Origin of the sequence: Nocardia sp. NPDC101769 (genome assembly GCF_044766925.1) — a bacterium.
GTDB lineage: Bacteria > Actinomycetota > Actinomycetes > Mycobacteriales > Mycobacteriaceae > Nocardia.
Genome location: NZ_JBIWMX010000014.1, coordinates 26,716 through 43,948, shown reverse-complemented (window position 1 = coordinate 43,948; position 17,233 = coordinate 26,716). Strand labels below are relative to the sequence as shown.

Below are 17,233 nucleotides of genomic sequence, written 5' to 3'. Positions count from 1 at the left end.
CGAACCTCCCCGAAAGGCACTGTCGCATACCACACTCGAATTTCGGGGTGACGCGCCCTAGCAAATCCTGGGCGTGTGGCAGGTGTCACCCGGCGAGCCGGGACGCTCGGTGTTTGCATGTCGTTCGCCGACTGTATAAACACAGCTCGTGCACATTCACCGGGCCGAACGAGCGGATACGCTCGCCGACGCGCTGGCCGAGCTGCTCGCCGATCCGCTCGGCGATCCGTTCACCCCGGAGGTGGTGGCGGTCCCCGCCAAGGGGATCGAGCGCTGGCTGAATCAGCGGCTGGCCACGGTGCTCGGCAGTGGCGCGGCGGGCGACGGTATTTCGGCCAATATCGATTTCGCCGATCCGGCGGCCCTGGTGGCGGCAGTGCTGGCCGAGGCGACAGGGGTGGATCCGGAGGAGGATCCGTGGTCGCCGGAGCGGCTGGTGTGGACGGTGCTGCCGGTGCTGGACGAGGTGCTGGCCGAGCCGTGGGCCGCGGTGCTGGCGCGCCATCTCGGGCACGGGGACGCGGGCGGCCATCGGGTCGGCCGCCGGTACGCGACGGCTGCGCGGATCGCATCACTGTTCGACAGCTATGCCACCCAGCGCCCGGCCATGATCACCGACTGGGCCGACGGCCGCGATACCGACGGCGCGGGCCGGGCGCTGCCCGCGGATCTGATGTGGCAGCCGCTGCTGTGGCGGCGGCTGCGCAGCGTGGTCGGGGTGGCGAGTCCCGCCGAGCGCCTGGGCGCGGCGTGCGCCCGGCTGCGGGTGGAACCGTCCATCGTGTCACTGCCGGAACGGATTTCGCTGTTCGGCGTGACCCGGCTGACCACCGATCAGCTGGAGGTGCTGTCGGCGCTGTCGTCGGGGCGGCAGGTGCACCTGTGGCTGGTGCACCCCAGCCCCGCGCTGTGGATCAAGCTGGCCGATGCCGAGGTGATCCCGAATACCGGTGTGCGCGTGCGGCATCCACTGCTGGCGGCGCTGGGCCGGGATGTGCGGGAGCTGCAGCAGCGGCTGTCGGGGTACGACCACATCGATACCTATCACCCGCGCCCGGAGACGGCCGCGCCGCGCACGCTGCTCTCGGAATTGCAGGCCGCGATACGGCAGGACCGGTGGTCGCTCATGCCGGAGCCGAGCCTGGCCGATGGCACCATCGCGGTGCACTCCTGCCACGGGCCGTCGCGCCAGGTGGAGGTGCTGCGCGACGCGCTGCTCGGACTGTTCGCCGCCGACCCGACGCTGGAGCCGCGCGACGTCATCGTCATGTGCCCGGATGTGGAGCGTTACGCGCCACTGGTGCGCGCGGCCTTCGGGCAGTGGTCCCTCGACGGGGCCGAGCCCGGGCATCCGGCGCACGGACTGCGGGTGCGGCTCGCCGATCGCGCGCAGCGGGCGGTCAACCCGGTGCTGGATGTGGTCGGCACGCTGCTGGAGCTGGCCGACGGGCGCGTCACCGTGACCGAGGTGCTGGATCTGTGTGCGGCCGAACCGGTTCGGGTACGCTGCGGCTTCGACGACGACGATATCGAGCGGCTGCGGGAATGGGCCGCCGAGACCGGGGCGCGCTGGGGAATCGGGCAGCGGCAGCGGCAGGCGTTCGGCCTCGGGGACTTCGCACAGAACACGCTCAATGCGGCAGTGGATCGAATTCTGCTCGGGGTGGCGGCCGGGGAATCCAGTGAGGACTGGCTGGATCTGGTGCTGCCGCTGGACGACGTGGACAGCAATGACATCGATCTGGCCGGCCGGTTCGCCGAATTCGTGGACCGGCTGGCGGTGTGCCTGCGTGATCTGCGCGGATCCACGCTGGAGGAACCGGCGGGCACCGCGCGGCCCGCGGCCGAGTGGGCGTCGGTGCTGGGGCGGGCGCTGGACCTGCTCACCGAGATGCCCACGAGCCAGGGCTGGATGGGGGTGCAGGCGCGCCGGGAACTGGCGACCGCGCTGGAGCCCGCGGGCGGGATTCCCTTGCGGCTCAGCGATATCGGGGCGCTGCTGACCGCCCGGCTGGCCGGGCGACCCTCGCGTGCCAACTTCCGCACCGGCGAGCTGACGGTGTGCACCATGGTGCCGATGCGATCGGTGCCGCACCGGGTGGTGGTGCTGCTCGGCCTCGACGACGAGGTGTTCCCCCGCGCGGGCGGCGTGGACGGCGACGACGCGCTGGTCCGGCACCGCTGCCCCGGGGATCGGGATCCGCGCAGCGAGGACCGGCAGCTGCTGCTGGACGCCATCATGGCCGCCGGGGAACGACTCGTCCTGCTGCACACCGGATCCGATCCGGTGTCGGGTGCGCACCGCCCGCCCGCGATTCCGCTGGCCGAGCTGCTCGACACGGTGCGCGCGCATGTCGGCGCGGCTGCCCTGGAGCGGGTGGTGACGCGACATCCGTTGCAGCCCTTCGATCGCCGCAACTTCCGGCCCGGGCAGCCGTTCAGCTTCGACACCGTGGCGCTGGCGGGCGCCCTGGCCGCGGGGCGCTCGCCGCAGCCGCGGCCGTTGTTCCTGGGTACGCCGCTGCCCGCGCGTGAACGCGGCGATGTGGAGCTGGCCGATCTGGTGGCCTTCGCGGAGCATCCGGTGCGGGCATTCCTGTGGCAGCGCCTGGGGATCCGGGTCCCGGAGGACGACGAGGAGATCGCCGACCGCCTCCCCATCGAGCTCGACGGCCTGACCAAATGGAACATGGGCGAGCGCATGCTGTCCGCGCGCCTGACCGGTGTGGACCCGAACGTGCTGCGCGCGGCCGAATGGCGGCGCGGCACCCTGCCGCCGTTCACCATGGGCGCGGCCGTGCTCGACGAGGTGGAGGGCACCGTCGACCAGCTGGTGCGGGTGGCCCGGCCGCTACACGAGATCCCCGCGCGCACCGTCGACATCGCCGTGGACCTGGGCGACGGCCGCCGTCTCACCGGCACCGTCCCCGACGTCCACGACGACGCACTGCTGCGCACCACGTTCTCGCGACTGGCTCCGAAACACCGGATGGCGGCCTGGATTCGCCTGCTCGCGCTGGCCGCGACCGGGACCCACCAGTCGTGGCGGGCCATCACCATCGGCCGCGGCAAACACCATCGCCCCGCCTGGCAGTCCACCTTGACCTCGCCCACCGCGCCCCTGGCCCGCGGCATCCTGCGCGACCTGGTGCTGCTGCGCGACGAGGGCCTGTCCGAACCACTGCCCATCGCCCCCTCGGCCTCGGCCACCTACGCCGAACGCCGCCTCGCCGGTGCCTCCGCCGAGGACGCCCTGGACGCCGCCGGACAGGACTTCGACGACCGTTTCGGCGAACACACCGACCGCTACTTCCGCCACATCCTGGGCCGTTCTCCGCGCTTCGACCAGCTCACCGAGGCCGCCGCATCCGGACTCCCCGGCGTCGACACCGAACCCACCCGCTTCGGCGAACTGGCGCGCCGTCTCTGGAACCCGTTGCTCACCAACGAGAATCAAGGTCAGCCATGACCACCCCGAGGAGGAACCCCCTGCCCGTCACCGCTCCCGGGAGCCCCGCATGACCGACGACCTCTTCTCCCTCACCGATCCGGACCTGGCCCCGCGCCCGGTGACCCGCACGCGCCGCCGTTCCGACGGTCCCGCAGGTGAGAACCGCCGCCGGGACATCGCATCCTCGGGCCGCGACGCCCCGGACCTGTTCGATCTGCCTGCCGCCGAGCCGGATCCGGCGATGCCGGGCGGCGAATCGGACCGCGATCATTCCGGGACCGCCGACGACGGGCTGTGGGATGCGGCCGCCGAAGTCGGTGATGATGCTGGGCTGCAGGATGATTCGGTCGCAGTGCCCGCAATTTCCCATTCGGTCGGGGATTCCGGGAATCGGTTCGAGCTGACGGGGCCGTTGCCGGTCGGGACCACCGTGCTCGAGGCGAGTGCGGGGACCGGGAAGACGTATGCCATTGTGGGGCTGGCGGTGCGGTTCGTGGCCGAGCTGGGGGTGGATATCTCCGAGTTGCTGCTGGTGACGTTCAGCCGGGCGGCGACGCAGGAGTTGCGGGAGCGGACGCGGGATCGGTTCGTGGGAGTGGCGGCGGCGCTGGGGGATCCGGAGCGGGCGCCGGCGTCGGGGGATGAGCTGATCCGGCATCTGGCGCAAGGGAATCCGGGAGAGATCGCGACACGGCGGGAGCGGCTGCTGGCGGCGCTGTCGGACTTCGACGCGGGAACCATTGCCACCACGCACAGTTTCTGTCAGCGGATGCTCGACGAGCTGGGGCTGGCGGGCGAACAGGATCCGGGGGCGCGGCTCGTGGAGGGGATCGAGGATGTGGTGTCCACGGTCGCCGATGACCTGTATCTGAGCCGGTATGCACGTGGCGGAGCGCCGTTCGGTCCGGCGGACGCGCAGCGGCTGGCCGCGGCGGCGGTCGGGGATCCGCACGCCATGCTGCTGCCCGAGGCCGAGGGGGAGGAGGATCCGGCGGCCGAGCGAGTGGCGTTCGCGACGGTCGTGCGGGTGGAAACGGCTCGGCGGAAACGGCTTTCGGGCCTGCGGGACTTCGACGATCTGCTGGTGCTGCTGCACGAGGTGCTGGCCGACCCCGAGCACGGGCCGCGCGCCTGTCAGCGCATCCGGGACCGGTACCGGGTGGCGCTGGTCGACGAATTCCAGGACACCGACCCGCTGCAGTGGGACATCCTGCGCCGCGCTTTCCACGGGCACGCCACCCTGGTGCTCGTCGGCGACCCGAAGCAGGCCATCTACGCCTTCCGCGGCGCGGAGGTGCTCAGCTACCTGGACGCGGTGGCGCACGCCGACAGCAAGCGCGAGCTCACCACCAACCGGCGCAGCGACGCGGGCCTGCTGACCGCGCTCGAGCATCTCCACGGCGGTGCCGCCCTGGGGCACAAGGAGATCACCGTGCACCGGGTGGCGGCGACCAGGCCGTTCTCACGGCTCTCCGGTGCGCCGGAGCGGGTCACGCCCCTGCGACTGCGGTGCCTGCCGCGCAGTGGTGCGGGTCCGCTCAACAAGTCCGGGTATCCGACGGTCGGCCGCCAGCGGGAACGGGTCGCCGTCGACGTGGCCGCCGATATCGTCGGCCTGCTCGAATCCGGGGTGCTCATCGACGCGGGCACACCCGGCGAAAGGCCGATCGGACCGGGCGATATCGCGGTCCTGGTCCGCAACCGGAACCAGCTGGAAATGGTGCGCACCGAACTCGAGGCGGCCGGTGTCGCCTCGGTGCTGGCGGGCGGCGCGAGCGTGTTCGGCACGCCCGCGGCCACCGAATGGCTGTGGGTGCTGCACGCTCTGGAACAGCCGCACCGCGCCGACCGAGTCCGTCTGGCCGCCGGCACCGCCTTGCTCGGGCTGAGCGCCGAGGAAATCGACGCCGGGGGAGCGGATCTGGTCGGCCGCCTCAGCGCCGAACTACGCGACTCCGCCCGGCTGTTCGCCCGCGCGGGCTTCGCTGCCGTAGCCGAAAAGCTCAGCGCCGAAACCGCATTGGCCCCTCGCCTGCTCGCTCTCGAGGGTGGCGAGCGCCAGCTCACCGACCTGCGCCAGATCGCGCAGCTGCTCGACGACGCGGCCTTGCGCGAGGGCCTGGGCCTGTCGGCGCTCACCCGCTGGCTGGCCGACCGGGTGCGCGATCCGGCCTCCGGCAGCGTCGCCGACCGCAGCCGCCGCCTGGACCGCGACGCCGCGGCCGTGCAGGTCGCGACCGTGCACGCCAGCAAGGGCCTCGAATTCCCGGTCGTGTACCTGCCTTTCGCGTGGGACGCGGCCAAACTGCGCAATCCGCCCACCCTGCTGTTCCACGACGAGCAGGGCCGCCGCGTCCTCGATGTCGGCGGCCCCGACGCGCCCGGCTACAGCTCCCGCCGCCTGCGCGCCGAGGCCGAGGAACAGGCCGAGGAACTGCGCCTGCTGTACGTGGCCCTCACCCGGGCCGGCGCGCAGATCGTGGCCTGGTGGGCCCCCGCCTACGACACCCAGACCGCGCCTCTGCACCGCATGCTGCTGGGCCGCGAGCCCGGCAGTCCGGCCGTCGCCGACAAGACGCCGGTGCCCGCGGATTCGGTACTGCTGGAACGCATCCGGGAGTGGGCCGCCACCGCCGCGCCGGGCCTGATCGCCGTCGAGCCGGTGCGCGAGATCACCCGCGCCCGCCTGCCCCTCGACGCCACCGCCACCGCCACCGAGCCTTTGGCGGCCGCCCACTTCGGCCGTGCCCTCGACCAGGCGTGGCGGCGCACCTCCTATTCGGCTCTGACCGCGGGCGCGCACGACGCCCTGCCCGCCGCCGACCTGCCCGAGGGCAGCGGAGTCGCCGACGAACCGGCCACCCCGTCCGTGCTCGCCGAGGACCTCACCGCCTTCGCGGGATCCCGGCCGTCGCTGATGAATTCGCTGCCCTACGGCGCGGAGTTCGGCACGCTCGTGCACGAGGTCCTCGAATACGTCGACACCGACGCGCCCGACCTGGCCGCCGAGATCCGCGCCCGTGTGCTGCACGCGGTGAGCGAGCAGATGTTCGACGCCGACCCGGACGTCCTGTCGGGCGCGCTGCTGGCGGTCATGCACACGCCCATCGGTTTCGGCGCGCTCGCCGACTTCTCGACCCGGGATCGCCTGAGCGAGCTCGACTTCGAGCTCCCGCTGGCCGGTGGCGACCAACCGGTCGCGGCGCGGGTGACCGTCCCGCGCATCGCCGACCTGCTGCGCCGCCACCTACCCGCCGACGATGTCTTCGCCCCCTACGCCGACCAGCTGGCCCACCTCGACGACACCCCGCTGCGCGGCTACCTCACCGGCAGCATCGACGCCGTGCTGCGCACCACCGGACCGCGATTCGTGGTCGTCGACTACAAGACCAACCGCCTCGGCGCCGGCGACCTCACCGTCGCCCACTACACCCACGAGCGCATGGCCGCGGAGATGATGCGCTCGCACTACCCGCTGCAGGCCATCCTGTATTCCGTTGCCCTGCACCGGTATCTGCGTTGGCGGCTGCCCGGCTACGATCCGGCCGCGCACCTCGGCGGCATCCGCTACCTGTTCGTGCGCGGCATGGTCGGACCCGACACCCCGGACGGCTGCGGCGTTTTCGACTGGCTCCCGCCCGCGGACCTGATCGTCGAGCTGTCGGCCCTGCTGGCAGGGGACCCGGAGGTGGCGCGATGACCGCGATCCAGCTGGCGCAGCGCGGCACCGGCCCGCTGCAGGTGTTCAATGCCGCCGGGGTGCTGTCGGCGGCCGATGTGCATGTGGCGCTGCGGCTCGCGCGGCTGGGCGGCGAGCGGTCCGCGGCCGTCGTCTTCGCCACCGCGCTGGCCGTGCGCGCGGTGCGATCCGGGTCGGTGTGCCTGGAGGTCCGGCGTATGCACGAGATCGGTGTCGACGCCGAGGGCGCCGAGGAATCGGCGATCGACCCTGCCACCCTGCCGTGGCCGGACGTGGAATCGGTCATCGCCGCGCTGCGGGTGAGTCCGCTGGTGACCGGCAGCCCGTCCGGGCCGCTGCGCCCGCTGCGGCTCATCGACCCGCCCGGCGCGAACGCCTCGGGCCCGCTGCTCTACCTCGACCGGTACTACCGGCAGGAAGAGACCATCCGCCGCGTCCTCACCGAACGCGCCGCCACCCATCCCATGGTGGACGCCGAACTCGTGCGGCGCGAACTGGATCGGCTCTTCCCCGACCACGCCGGACCAGGCGAACCGCCGGACCGGCAGCGGCTGGCGGCCGCCCTGGCCACCACCCAGTGGACCACCGTGATCGCGGGCGGCCCCGGCACCGGCAAGACCCACACCATCGCCCGCGTACTGGCCCTGCTGGTCGCACACCAGCAGGCCGTGGCCGGCGCGCCCGCCCTGCGCATCGCCCTGGCCGCCCCGACCGGCAAGGCCGCCGCCCGCATGCAGGAATCGGTGCGTGAGCAGGCGGGCGAGATCGGCCTGCCCGAGCTGACCGCGGCCACCCTGCACCGCCTGCTGGGCTGGCAGCGTGGCGGCGCGGGCCGGTTCAAGCACACCGAGTTCAACCGGCTGCCCTACGACGTCATCGTGGTCGACGAGACCTCCATGGTGTCGCTGACCATGATGAGCCGCCTGCTGCCCGCCGTGCGGCCCGACGCCCGCCTCGTGCTGGTCGGCGACCCGGACCAGCTGGCCTCGGTCGATGCGGGCGCGGTGCTCGCCGACCTGGTCGCGGGACCCGTTCCGGGACAGGCGAATCCGGCGCTGGAACGCATTCTCGGCGGCGACCCGGCCGCCTCCACCGCCCATCCGGACGCCCTGTCCGGGCACGAGCGGGAACGCCTGCGCGGCGGCATCGTCCGGCTCACCCGCGGCCGGCGCTTCGGCGGGCGCATCGCGGAGCTGGCCGTCGCGATCCGGGCCGGTGACGCGGACTCCGCCCTGTCCCTGCTCGCCGACGGCGGCGACGAACTGTCGCTCTACGCGCCCGACGACATCACCGAGGTTCGCGCCGACGTCCTGCGCGCCGCCCGCGAGGCCACCGACGCCGCCGTCTACGGGAACGCGACCGCCGCGCTCACCGCGCTGGAATCCCATCGTCTGCTGTGCGCCCATCGCCAGGGCCCCTACGGTGTCGAACGCTGGGATCGCCTGGCCGCCGGCTGGGTCACCGCCGCGGGGATCAGCGCTGATCCCGGTGCCGGGCACTGGTATCCGGGCCAGCCGCTGCTGGTCACCGCCAATGACCACGAGGCCCGCATCTACAACGGCGACACCGGTGTCATCGTCCGCGCGGCCGACGGCACCCTGCGTGCCGCCCTGCAGCGCGGCACCGAGCCCTACCTGGTGCACCCCACCCAGTTCCCCGGCGTGACCACCGTCTACGCCATGACCATCCACCGCAGCCAGGGCAGCCAGTACGACACTGTCTCGGTCGTGCTGCCCGGACCGGAGTCCACGCTGCTCACCCGGGAACTGCTGTACACGGCCATCACGCGTGCCCGGCGTCACGTCCGCATCCTCGGCACCGAGGAATCCATCCGCTCCGGCATCGCCCGCCGGGTGCTGCGCGCCAGCGGCCTGCGCAACCGGGAGTGACTCGCCGCGCCGAGGTTGTCATCGTTTCTGTCGTCAGGTCGCTGGTCTGTGCGCACCTGCACCCGAGTCAGCGCCGCGGCTCGATCACCGACACCGAATGTTGCAGGTAGTTGGCGGTGTAGACGGTGTGCGTGCCCGGGTCGACCGCCACACTGTTCGGTCCCCTATCGACCGGGATGGTCGCGGTAACCGTGTGGGCCGGGTCGATCACCGACACCGAATCGCCGTCGTAGTTGGCGGTGTAGACGGTGTGCGTGCCCGGGTCGACCGCCACACCGTTCGGCCCCTTACCGACCGGGATGGTCGCGGTAACCCTGTGGGCGTCCGCGTCGATCACCGACACCGTAGCGTCCTGATAGTTGGCGGCGTAGATGGTGTGCGTGCCCGGGTCGACCGCCACACCGTTCGGCCCCTTACCGACCGGGATGGTGGCGGTGACGGTGTGCGTGCCCGGGTCCACCGCCACACCGAGCGGCCACTTACCGACCGGGATGGTCGCGGTAACCGTATGAGCGGCCGCGTCGATCACCGACACCGAATTGTCGTCATGGTTGGCGGTGTAGACGGTGCGCGTGCCCGGGTCCACGGCCACAAGGGCCGGCCCGTTGCTGACGGGAATGGTGGCCGTGACGGTTGTGGCCGTGGTCGGGTTGCCGACACTCTCGGACAGTTTCCAGTAGGCGATCCCCCCGCCTGCGGCGGCTGCCAGGAGCACCGCGGCCAGGACTGGGATCCATCGTCGCCGCAGGAGGTTCGACGCTCGCCGCGATGGCGTCGGCGGTCGGCTGGGTAGCGGACTCGAGGGCGGCGCTTCCGGAGGTGGACCGCCTGCTGTGGTGGTCGGCTGTTTTGGTGGGTGCGCGCTCGTCGGGGTGATCGGGGTGGCGACGCTGGCGAGGATGGTGGAGGCGATGTGCTGGTCGGTGTCGGTGAGGGCGTCGTGGGCGGCGCGGGCGAGGTCTCCCGCGCTGGGGTAGCGGTCGGCGGGATCCTTGGCCATACCGCGCGCGATGACGGCGTCGAACGCCGTCGGGGTGCCCGGATGTACGGCACTGGGTCGGGGGATCGGGTCGAACAGGTGGGCGGTGATCACCACCTCGACACTGTCGGCACGGTAGGGACGGGTGGCGGTCAGGCACTCGTACAGCACACACGCCAGCGAGTAGATGTCGGCGCGGTAGGTGACCTCATCCCCCGCGAACCGTTCCGGGGCCATATAGGAGTAGGTGCCGACCGCGGTCCCCGTGCCGGTCAAAGCAGTGCCGGTGGTGGAGTGGGCGATGCCGAAGTCGACGAGGTAGGCGAAGTCATCGTCGGTGACGAGGATGTTGGCGGGTTTGATGTCGCGGTGGATCAGCCCGTCGGCGTGGGCGGCGTCCAATGCCGCGGCGACCTGGGCGATGATCGCGACCGCGCGGGCCGGTGCCATCGGGCCCTGCCGGGTCAGGAGTCTGCCGAGGTTTTCGCCTTCGACGAGCCGCATGTCGATGAAGAGCAGGCCGTCGATCTCGCCGTAGTCGTGGATCGGGATGATGTGGGGCTCGTGTAGACGTGCGGCGGTGCGGGACTCACGCCGGAACCGCTCGCGGTAATGGGTATCGGTAGCCAGATGCTCGGGCAGGAGTTTAAGGGCAACGATGCGGTCCTTGACGGTGTCGTAGGCCTCGTACACCTCACCCATACCGCCCCGGCCGAGCAGCTTCCGCAGCTGGTAGCACCCGAAACGGGTACCGACCCGCGATCTGTATGCCGGCTCGCTCATGTCAGCACCCCTGGCCCCTCGCATGATTGCCCGGACTCACTGTCGTGTGCGTTGATCAACGCTAAACCGCCGGGACCGATCCCCGAAAGTCGGAAGCTTCAACCGGCCGTTGCGGCGTGACCATTGCTGGAAGCTCGCATGCAAGGTGGACCAGTCGGTGAGTGAAAATAAGCTAGCTGCCGACTTCTCTGATCGTCGCATCCGTCCCGCACCCATGTCCTGAAATGCCGCATACCGCGCTGGCCGAACCGGCCAGTCCGGGGCATCGGAAGATCGATGGGCGGAGCGTCGTATGGCGGGCGGCAGTGCTCGCTCCTGCTGATGTGAGATGAGTTGTGGTACAGGCCATCCGGAATGTTGTGAGGTATGCCTCAGCTTGGTGAAAGACGTCACCTCATGTAGCGTGGACGGGGTCCGATACGGCTGTCGCCGTGGTCTTTCGGAGTGCATACGGCCGAAAAAGGCGCGTGCGGCCGAAAGCGGAAGGTTGCCCATGGCCGAGTGGGAAGGCGAGCGGACCACGGATGCCGTGGTGTCCGCGGACGGTACACGGATCGCCTACGTGACCGAGGGAACGGGGCCGGGGGTGATCGTCGTACCGGGGTTGCTGTCGCTGGCGCACGGGTACAGCGGGTTCGCCGACGCGCTGGCCACCGCGTTCACGGTGCACACGATCGAGCGGCGCGGGCGCGGGGACAGTGGTCCGCAGCGGCCCGGCCACGGTGTCGAGGACGACTGCGCGGATGTGCGTGCGCTCCAGGGCAAGACGGGTGCGGCGTTCCTGGTGGGGCATTCGTACGGCGGGTTCGTCGCCCTCGAGGCGGCGCGGAACGATCCGGGCATCCGGAAGGTCGCGGTGTACGAGCCGGGCCTGTCGGTGCGGGGTTCGATGCCGGCCGACTGGATGGGTCCCTACGAGAAGTACCTGGCCCAGGGCAAACCCCTCGACGCCTTCGTCGAATTCATCCGTGCGATCGGTCCGGACAGCGCGCGCAAGGTCCCGCGCTGGATGTTCCGCCGCATGATGCCGATGTTCATGGACGCGCCCGAGATGGACATGGTCATCGGGCAGCTGGCGCAGAACCTCACCGAGCACCGGCAGTACGTGCGGTTCGACGGTACCTACCGCCACTACGCCGAGATCACCGCCGAGGTGCTGCTGCTCGAGGGCGACCGGGATCGGCGCGCGTGGACGGCCTCCGATCAGGAACTGCTGGCCTCGGTGATCCCGCACTGCGAACGTGTCACCGTGCCGGGACTCGACCATTTCGGCATCGACAAGGGCGATCCGGATCGGGTGGCGGGTTTGGTGGGCGAATTCTTGTCGCGTTCGTAGTGGGTTCGCTCACCGCGGTCGATAGGCTGGGGCTATGGCCACTACGCCCGAGCACGTCGACGTGCTGATTGTCGGGGCCGGACTGTCCGGTATCGATGCCGCCTACCATCTGCAGCGCGCCTTCCCGTGGCGGACCTACGCCATCCTGGAGATGCGCGAGGCCAGCGGCGGCACCTGGGATCTGTTCCGCTACCCGGGGATTCGCTCCGACTCGGACATGTTCACCCTCGGCTACCGGTTCCGGCCGTGGCTGGGGGAGAAGGCCATCGCCGACGGCGGCTCGATCCTGGAGTATGTGCGTGACACCGCGGCCGAGAACGGAATCGACGCGCACATCCGCTACCGGCACAGGGTGGTTCGGGCGGAATGGTCCTCGGCGGACAACCGCTGGACCGTCACCGCCGACCATGACGGCCTGTCGGTCACCATGACCGCGAATTTCCTGTTCAGCTGCTCGGGCTACTACCGCTACGACGAGGGCTACACCCCGGACTTCACCGGCACCGAACGCTTCCCGGGCCCGATCATCCACCCGCAGCACTGGCCCGGCCATGTCGATGTCGAGGGCAAGCGGGTGATCATCATCGGCTCCGGCGCCACCGCCGTCACCCTCGGCCCCGCCCTGGTCGAGGAGGGCGCGCACGTGACGATGCTGCAGCGGTCGCCCTCGTACATCATCTCCCTGCCTTCCCGCGACGGCTTCGCCGACCGCGCCCGCGCATACCTGCCCGCGCGCCTCGCCTACGGCCTGGCTCGCGCCAAGAATGTCGCCCTCAGCACGCTGATGTACCAACTGTCGCAACGCTATCCGAAGCGCATGCGGACCTGGATCCGCGGCTGGCAGCAACGCTGGCTGCCCGACGGCTACGACATCGACACCCACTTCAACCCCACCTACGAGCCGTGGGATCAGCGACTGTGCCTGTCGCCCAACGGCGATCTGTTCCGCGCCATCCGCGAGGGGCGGCTGGATCTGGTCACCGATCGCATCGAGACCTTCACCGAGACCGGCCTGCGCCTCGAATCCGGCCGCGACCTCGAGGCCGATATCATCATCACCGCAACGGGTTTGAACCTCATCCCCTTCGGAGGCATCGAACTGGTGGTGGACGGCCGCAAGGTCCACCTCCCGGACACCATGGCCTACAAGGCCACGATGCTCTCCGATGTTCCCAACTTCGCCTTCATCATGGGCTACACCAACGCCTCCTGGACGCTGAAGGCGGATCTGGTGTGCGAGTACGTGGTTCGCCTGCTTCGCCACATGGACGCCCACGGCTACGCCACGGCGACCCCTGTGCGCGACCCGTCCATCGGCACCGCGCCCTTCCTGAACTTCGAGCCCGGCTACGTGCTCCGGGCCCTCGACATCCTCCCCAAAACGGGCGACCGCGCCCCCTGGCGCCTCTACATGAACTACCTCCGCGACCTCCCCAAACTTCGCTACGGCCGAATCACCGACCCCGCCATGCGTTTCGAGCGGGCCTGACCCCGGTGGAATCAAATCCATTGCAGTTCAGGTGATCAGCTCTTCCGGGTGGGGCGACTGACGGGCAGCGACCGCCCGGTCTCCAGCAGGGATTTCAGGTCGCTGAGCATGAACGGGTAGCCGCCGCCGAAGCCTTCCGATTCCAGATCGCCGGAGGCGATGATCGAGATGAGCGGGGCGCCGGCCACCTCGTGGATGACGGTCAGGGCGCAGGTGCCGTCGCCGCGATCACGAATCTCGTATCGCAGATGGGTTTCCGGCTGTGCGGCAAGGTTCTCATCGCCCAGGAAACGTATGCGGGCACCCCACGACACGGGCGGATCGTAGTCGGTGACCGTGCCGCGGATGATGACCTCCGGTTCGCTGTCGATCGGACGAGGTCCGGAGGGGGCGAACACCGTGAAGGCGCCACCGACCCGGGGTTCGATCACGCTGCGGCCGCCGAATCCGTAGCGCACGGTCCAGTCGGGATCGGTCACGGCTTGCCAGATCCGCATGGCCGGTGCGGCGATGATCACGCGATGTATCTGTGTCGTCTCCGGGCGCGCACGCGAGAGAACATCCTCGAAGCTCACGATTCCAGGTCCTTTTTCAGATCGGCCAGTGCGGAGAGTTGTTGCTCGGTGAATTTGTCGATCCATCGATCGTGAATCAGCCGGATCGGCACGGGATTGAGGTAGTGCAACTTCTTTCGCCCGCTGCGGACCACCGTCACCAAGCCCGCTTCCTCGAGCAGACGCAGGTGCTTGCTGATGCCGAAGCGGGTCATCTCCAGCCCGGACTCCAGCTCGGTCAGCGTCTGGCCGTCTTTGGCGAACAACGCGTCCAGGAGATGCCGTCGGGTGCGATCGGCCAGCGCCTTGAACACCACGTCCTCGTCCACGCCCCCACTCTATACGAGACCAATTGGTCACATGATCGTTGACATGTGACTATTTGGTCACCTATTGTCGCAAACATGAAGCGCTACATAGTCCTCTACCTCGCACCCCTCTCGGTCGCCGAACGATTCGCCCAGGCCACACCTGCGGAAGCCGCGAAAGGCATGCGGCTGTGGGCGGATTGGAGCAACCGGATCGCCGCCGGCCTCATCGACGCGGGCAAACCCCTCGGCAATGCGCGCCGCATCACGCCGGCCGGTATCACCGAGACCGACAGTGGAGTGATCGGGATGTCCATCCTCCAGGCCACCTGCATGGACGAGGCGCTGGAAATGGTCGACGATCACCACCACCTGCACTGGGCCGAGCGGTGCGAAATCGTCGTCCTCGAAGAACAACCCATTCCCGAGCTGCAGCAATGAAACAGTGAGCTGACCCGATCGGTGGCTCAGCCGCACTCGGGTGCGTGGATGGTCGCGGCGTCGGCGGTGCGGGCCTAGCTTGGTGTTCGGTGAGTCCCATTGTGCGGCGATGGGTTTCGTGGCCGTATGCCGCGCCGCGCGGCGAGTATGCGCAGGGCGGTGTGGGCGTGCCGGGCCCACCATCTGCCGACCTGGTAGTGGCCGAGCCTCACCTCGAGGGGCGCATCTAGACGGCGCGACGGCTTCGTATGGCTGCGTTGATCAGTTCGCGAGCCGAACGGCCGTAGACCGCTTGCGCTTGCAGTGCTTTCCACACGCGCTCGTACAAAGCCAGCTCGGTAGCCGTGACGACTGTCAGTTCGGCGCTCACGGTTTCGATCAGCGCGAGGCGATTATCGAAGAGGTCGAACGATGTTGTGATGTAGGTGAATTCGGCCTCCTTGGGGACGATTCCGAAGAGCACGCGCGGCATGTCGAACGCTGAATCGAGCAGGTATTGGAGCTGATCCACCATCACAGCGGAATTTGCGACCGTCGTGTACAGGGCCGACTCATCGGCCAGCAGGTTGAATCGGTGTCGCGGCTTCAGGAGTACTTGCTTGCGTTCCATCCGAGCAGAGACGGCCTCGTCGAGGTCGTCGGGAGTGCCCAGGAACCGAATGCACTGGGCCAGAACGGCACGTGCGTAGCTCTCGGTCTGCAATAGGCCGGGCAGAACGACTGGCGCATAGGTCCGTTGGAGTGCGGCGCGGCTCTCGATTTCGACCTGTCGGCGTTGTCGGCGACTGTGCCCCGCTGCGGCGATCCGCTTCCACTCGGACCACTGCGCCTGGACATTGCGCAAGGTGGCAAGCAGATCGGGCAGCGCGAGGCGGGCGTCGCAGATCTCGCACCAGGTTTCGAGATCCGACTCGCTGGGCGTCTGCCTACCGAGTTCGATACGACTGGTCTTGGACTTGTGCCATCCGGCTTCGGAGCTGAGCTGGACAGCGTCGAGGCGAGCATCCTTACGGAGCTCTCGCAGACGCGCGCCCAGCGCAACACGTGCGCGCAAAACTTCGGTCACGTCGTGGCACGTCCCAGGTACTGGGCGTAGGGAGTTGCGATCCGCCACACACGGTCTCGGATAGCGACCGTATTCGCAACGAGGACCGGATCCTCGGTGACTGCACCGCCGATCCAGATCCCGCCTGCATCGAACAGGCTGTAGACGACTGTGCGGTCGTCGAGGAGCCAGAAATCCTCGGTGATCGCGTCGTTGGATGCCGCCACGTTCCGGGGCAGATAGCGCACGTCCTCGCCTGCCTCGACGTTGTAGCGGGTGAGGGCGAGCAGATAACGGGTATATGCCGTGTGGGACCGGGTGACGATACGCGCCCGCTGGACGCCCACACCGCGGCCGACCATGCGACGGACCTGGTCGGTCCACGGGGTGAACCAGTCGCCGCCGGGGTCGATGGACTCGTCGGCGAGAAATGCTCTCAGCGAGTCGGTTTCGGTCTCGGCGAGGTAGTCATCGTGCGTTTCGAGGTGGAATGCGCGGGTCTTCACCTCGTCGAGCAACCGGTCGAAATCTTCACCCCCGAGGACCTGGCGCATCGGGGGTCACCTCCTGCGTGATGGGGACCTCGACTGCTGTTTCATGGTTGGGGATCTTCATGATCTCCAGGGCTTCCGGATCGGTTATCGGGGTTCCGGACAACAGGAACGTCCCGTGCCCGGTGTCCCGGAGACCAGCGATGCAGGTGCCGGGACGAGCGTGCACGAGCAGTCGGTGAGGGATCTCGATTCGGTTGGCGCGCACCGTCTTCCAGCCCTGCACGGCGAACGTGTTGCGATCGGTCAGATACAGGCGCGGCGATCCTTGTCCCCCGGAGGGGCCGCCCAGAAACTCAACATGCATGGCGAGAACCTTGCTCGAGTGGTTGCGTGTGAGGCCCTCGGATTTTCCCAGCTCCCCGCGATGGTGGTCAATGAAATGCGCAACTTGGCGCAACTCTCTGGCCTCGCGGCCCTGCGCAGCCCTACCTTCGCTGGTACGAGCCGCAAGCGGAATCGCGTTCGCTGCCGACGAGTCCCGTATCGATGAGTCGCGAGGGGTGCATATGGCGCTGACAGAACCAGAGGCAAAGGTATTGGGAGCGTTGGCCGTGCTGGGCGTGATGGAATCGGTCACGGTCGAACGGTTGTGCGTGAGTACGGGTCTTGCCGAGACGTCGACGCGCCGTGCGTTACTGCACCTGTTGCGGGCCGGCCTCGTGATGAGCACGCCGGCTGGACCGGCCCGATGGCGTGCGACGGAC

12 protein-coding genes are annotated in these 17,233 nt (G+C 69.3%); 6 read left to right on the top strand and 6 right to left on the bottom strand.

The window, feature by feature from the left end:
- Window positions 1–148 precede the first annotated feature (148 nt).
- The 3 genes from recC to recD are packed head-to-tail and all read left to right on the top strand — an operon-like array spanning window position 149 to window position 9,040.
- Complete coding sequence (recC, locus tag ACIRRA_RS22080; protein WP_402771001.1) at window positions 149–3,469, top strand: exodeoxyribonuclease V subunit gamma; 3,321 nt, start codon at window positions 149–151, stop codon at window positions 3,467–3,469.
- Window positions 3,470–3,518: 49 nt separating this feature from the next.
- The gene (locus tag ACIRRA_RS22075; protein ID WP_402770998.1) at window positions 3,519–7,151 is read left to right on the top strand and encodes a UvrD-helicase domain-containing protein; all 3,633 of its coding nucleotides are present in this window, start codon (window positions 3,519–3,521) and stop codon (window positions 7,149–7,151) included.
- Complete coding sequence (gene recD / locus ACIRRA_RS22070) at window positions 7,148–9,040, top strand: exodeoxyribonuclease V subunit alpha (RefSeq protein ID WP_402770995.1); 1,893 nt, start codon at window positions 7,148–7,150, stop codon at window positions 9,038–9,040. Before ACIRRA_RS22075 ends, recD begins: the two co-directional genes overlap by 4 nt.
- A gap of 67 nt (window positions 9,041–9,107) precedes the next feature.
- Here recD and ACIRRA_RS22065 read toward each other — a convergent pair whose 3' ends face one another.
- Entirely contained in the window at window positions 9,108–10,802 is a 1,695-nt protein-coding gene (locus tag ACIRRA_RS22065) for a serine/threonine-protein kinase (protein WP_402770992.1), read from the bottom strand.
- Window positions 10,803–11,295: 493 nt separating this feature from the next.
- On the opposite strand from ACIRRA_RS22065, the gene ACIRRA_RS22060 reads away from it, so the two are divergent.
- Together ACIRRA_RS22060 and ACIRRA_RS22055 are read left to right on the top strand one after the other, a co-directional pair.
- Entirely contained in the window at window positions 11,296–12,138 is an 843-nt protein-coding gene (locus tag ACIRRA_RS22060; RefSeq protein WP_402770990.1) for an alpha/beta fold hydrolase, read from the top strand.
- Window positions 12,139–12,172: 34 nt separating this feature from the next.
- On the top strand, window positions 12,173–13,627 hold the full coding sequence (locus ACIRRA_RS22055; protein ID WP_402770987.1) for a flavin-containing monooxygenase: 1,455 nt from the start codon (window positions 12,173–12,175) through the stop codon (window positions 13,625–13,627).
- Window positions 13,628–13,662: 35 nt separating this feature from the next.
- Here ACIRRA_RS22055 and ACIRRA_RS22050 read toward each other — a convergent pair whose 3' ends face one another.
- Both ACIRRA_RS22050 and ACIRRA_RS22045 read right to left on the bottom strand, forming a co-directional pair.
- Window positions 13,663–14,202, bottom strand: a complete 540-nt coding sequence (locus ACIRRA_RS22050) for an SRPBCC domain-containing protein (RefSeq protein WP_402770984.1) — start codon at window positions 14,200–14,202, stop codon at window positions 13,663–13,665.
- Window positions 14,199–14,510: an ArsR/SmtB family transcription factor gene (locus ACIRRA_RS22045; protein WP_402770982.1), complete on the bottom strand. Its 312-nt coding sequence runs from the start codon at window positions 14,508–14,510 to the stop codon at window positions 14,199–14,201. The genes ACIRRA_RS22050 and ACIRRA_RS22045 overlap by 4 nt, the downstream gene beginning before the upstream one ends.
- Window positions 14,511–14,585: 75 nt before the next feature.
- Between ACIRRA_RS22045 and ACIRRA_RS22040 the strand changes: the two genes are divergently transcribed.
- Window positions 14,586–14,930 carry a hypothetical protein gene (locus tag ACIRRA_RS22040; protein WP_402770979.1) on the top strand — a complete coding sequence of 115 codons (345 nt, stop codon included), beginning with the start codon at window positions 14,586–14,588 and terminating at the stop codon, window positions 14,928–14,930.
- Window positions 14,931–15,156: 226 nt separating this feature from the next.
- Here ACIRRA_RS22040 and ACIRRA_RS22035 read toward each other — a convergent pair whose 3' ends face one another.
- From ACIRRA_RS22035 to ACIRRA_RS22025, 3 genes are read right to left on the bottom strand one after another with little or no spacing between them, the layout of a single operon-like run.
- On the bottom strand, window positions 15,157–15,996 hold the full coding sequence (locus ACIRRA_RS22035) for a helix-turn-helix domain-containing protein (protein WP_402770976.1): 840 nt from the start codon (window positions 15,994–15,996) through the stop codon (window positions 15,157–15,159).
- Complete coding sequence (locus ACIRRA_RS22030) at window positions 15,993–16,529, bottom strand: DUF6879 family protein (protein WP_402770974.1); 537 nt, start codon at window positions 16,527–16,529, stop codon at window positions 15,993–15,995. Before ACIRRA_RS22030 ends, ACIRRA_RS22035 begins: the two co-directional genes overlap by 4 nt.
- Window positions 16,507–17,106, bottom strand: a complete 600-nt coding sequence (locus ACIRRA_RS22025) for a hypothetical protein (protein ID WP_402770971.1) — start codon at window positions 17,104–17,106, stop codon at window positions 16,507–16,509. The genes ACIRRA_RS22030 and ACIRRA_RS22025 overlap by 23 nt, the downstream gene beginning before the upstream one ends.
- Between the last annotated feature and the right edge of the window lie 127 nt (window positions 17,107–17,233).

Coding starts and splice junctions, on each gene's coding strand:
- ACIRRA_RS22030 (WP_402770974.1), bottom strand. CDS start 16,529: ATGCGCCAGGTCCTCGGGGGTGAAGATTTCGACCGGTTGCTCGACGAG.
- ACIRRA_RS22040 (WP_402770979.1), top strand. CDS start 14,586: ATGAAGCGCTACATAGTCCTCTACCTCGCACCCCTCTCGGTCGCCGAA.
- ACIRRA_RS22060 (WP_402770990.1), top strand. CDS start 11,296: ATGGCCGAGTGGGAAGGCGAGCGGACCACGGATGCCGTGGTGTCCGCG.
- ACIRRA_RS22055 (WP_402770987.1), top strand. CDS start 12,173: ATGGCCACTACGCCCGAGCACGTCGACGTGCTGATTGTCGGGGCCGGA.
- ACIRRA_RS22075 (WP_402770998.1), top strand. CDS start 3,519: ATGACCGACGACCTCTTCTCCCTCACCGATCCGGACCTGGCCCCGCGC.
- recD (WP_402770995.1), top strand. CDS start 7,148: ATGACCGCGATCCAGCTGGCGCAGCGCGGCACCGGCCCGCTGCAGGTG.
- ACIRRA_RS22065 (WP_402770992.1), bottom strand. CDS start 10,802: ATGAGCGAGCCGGCATACAGATCGCGGGTCGGTACCCGTTTCGGGTGC.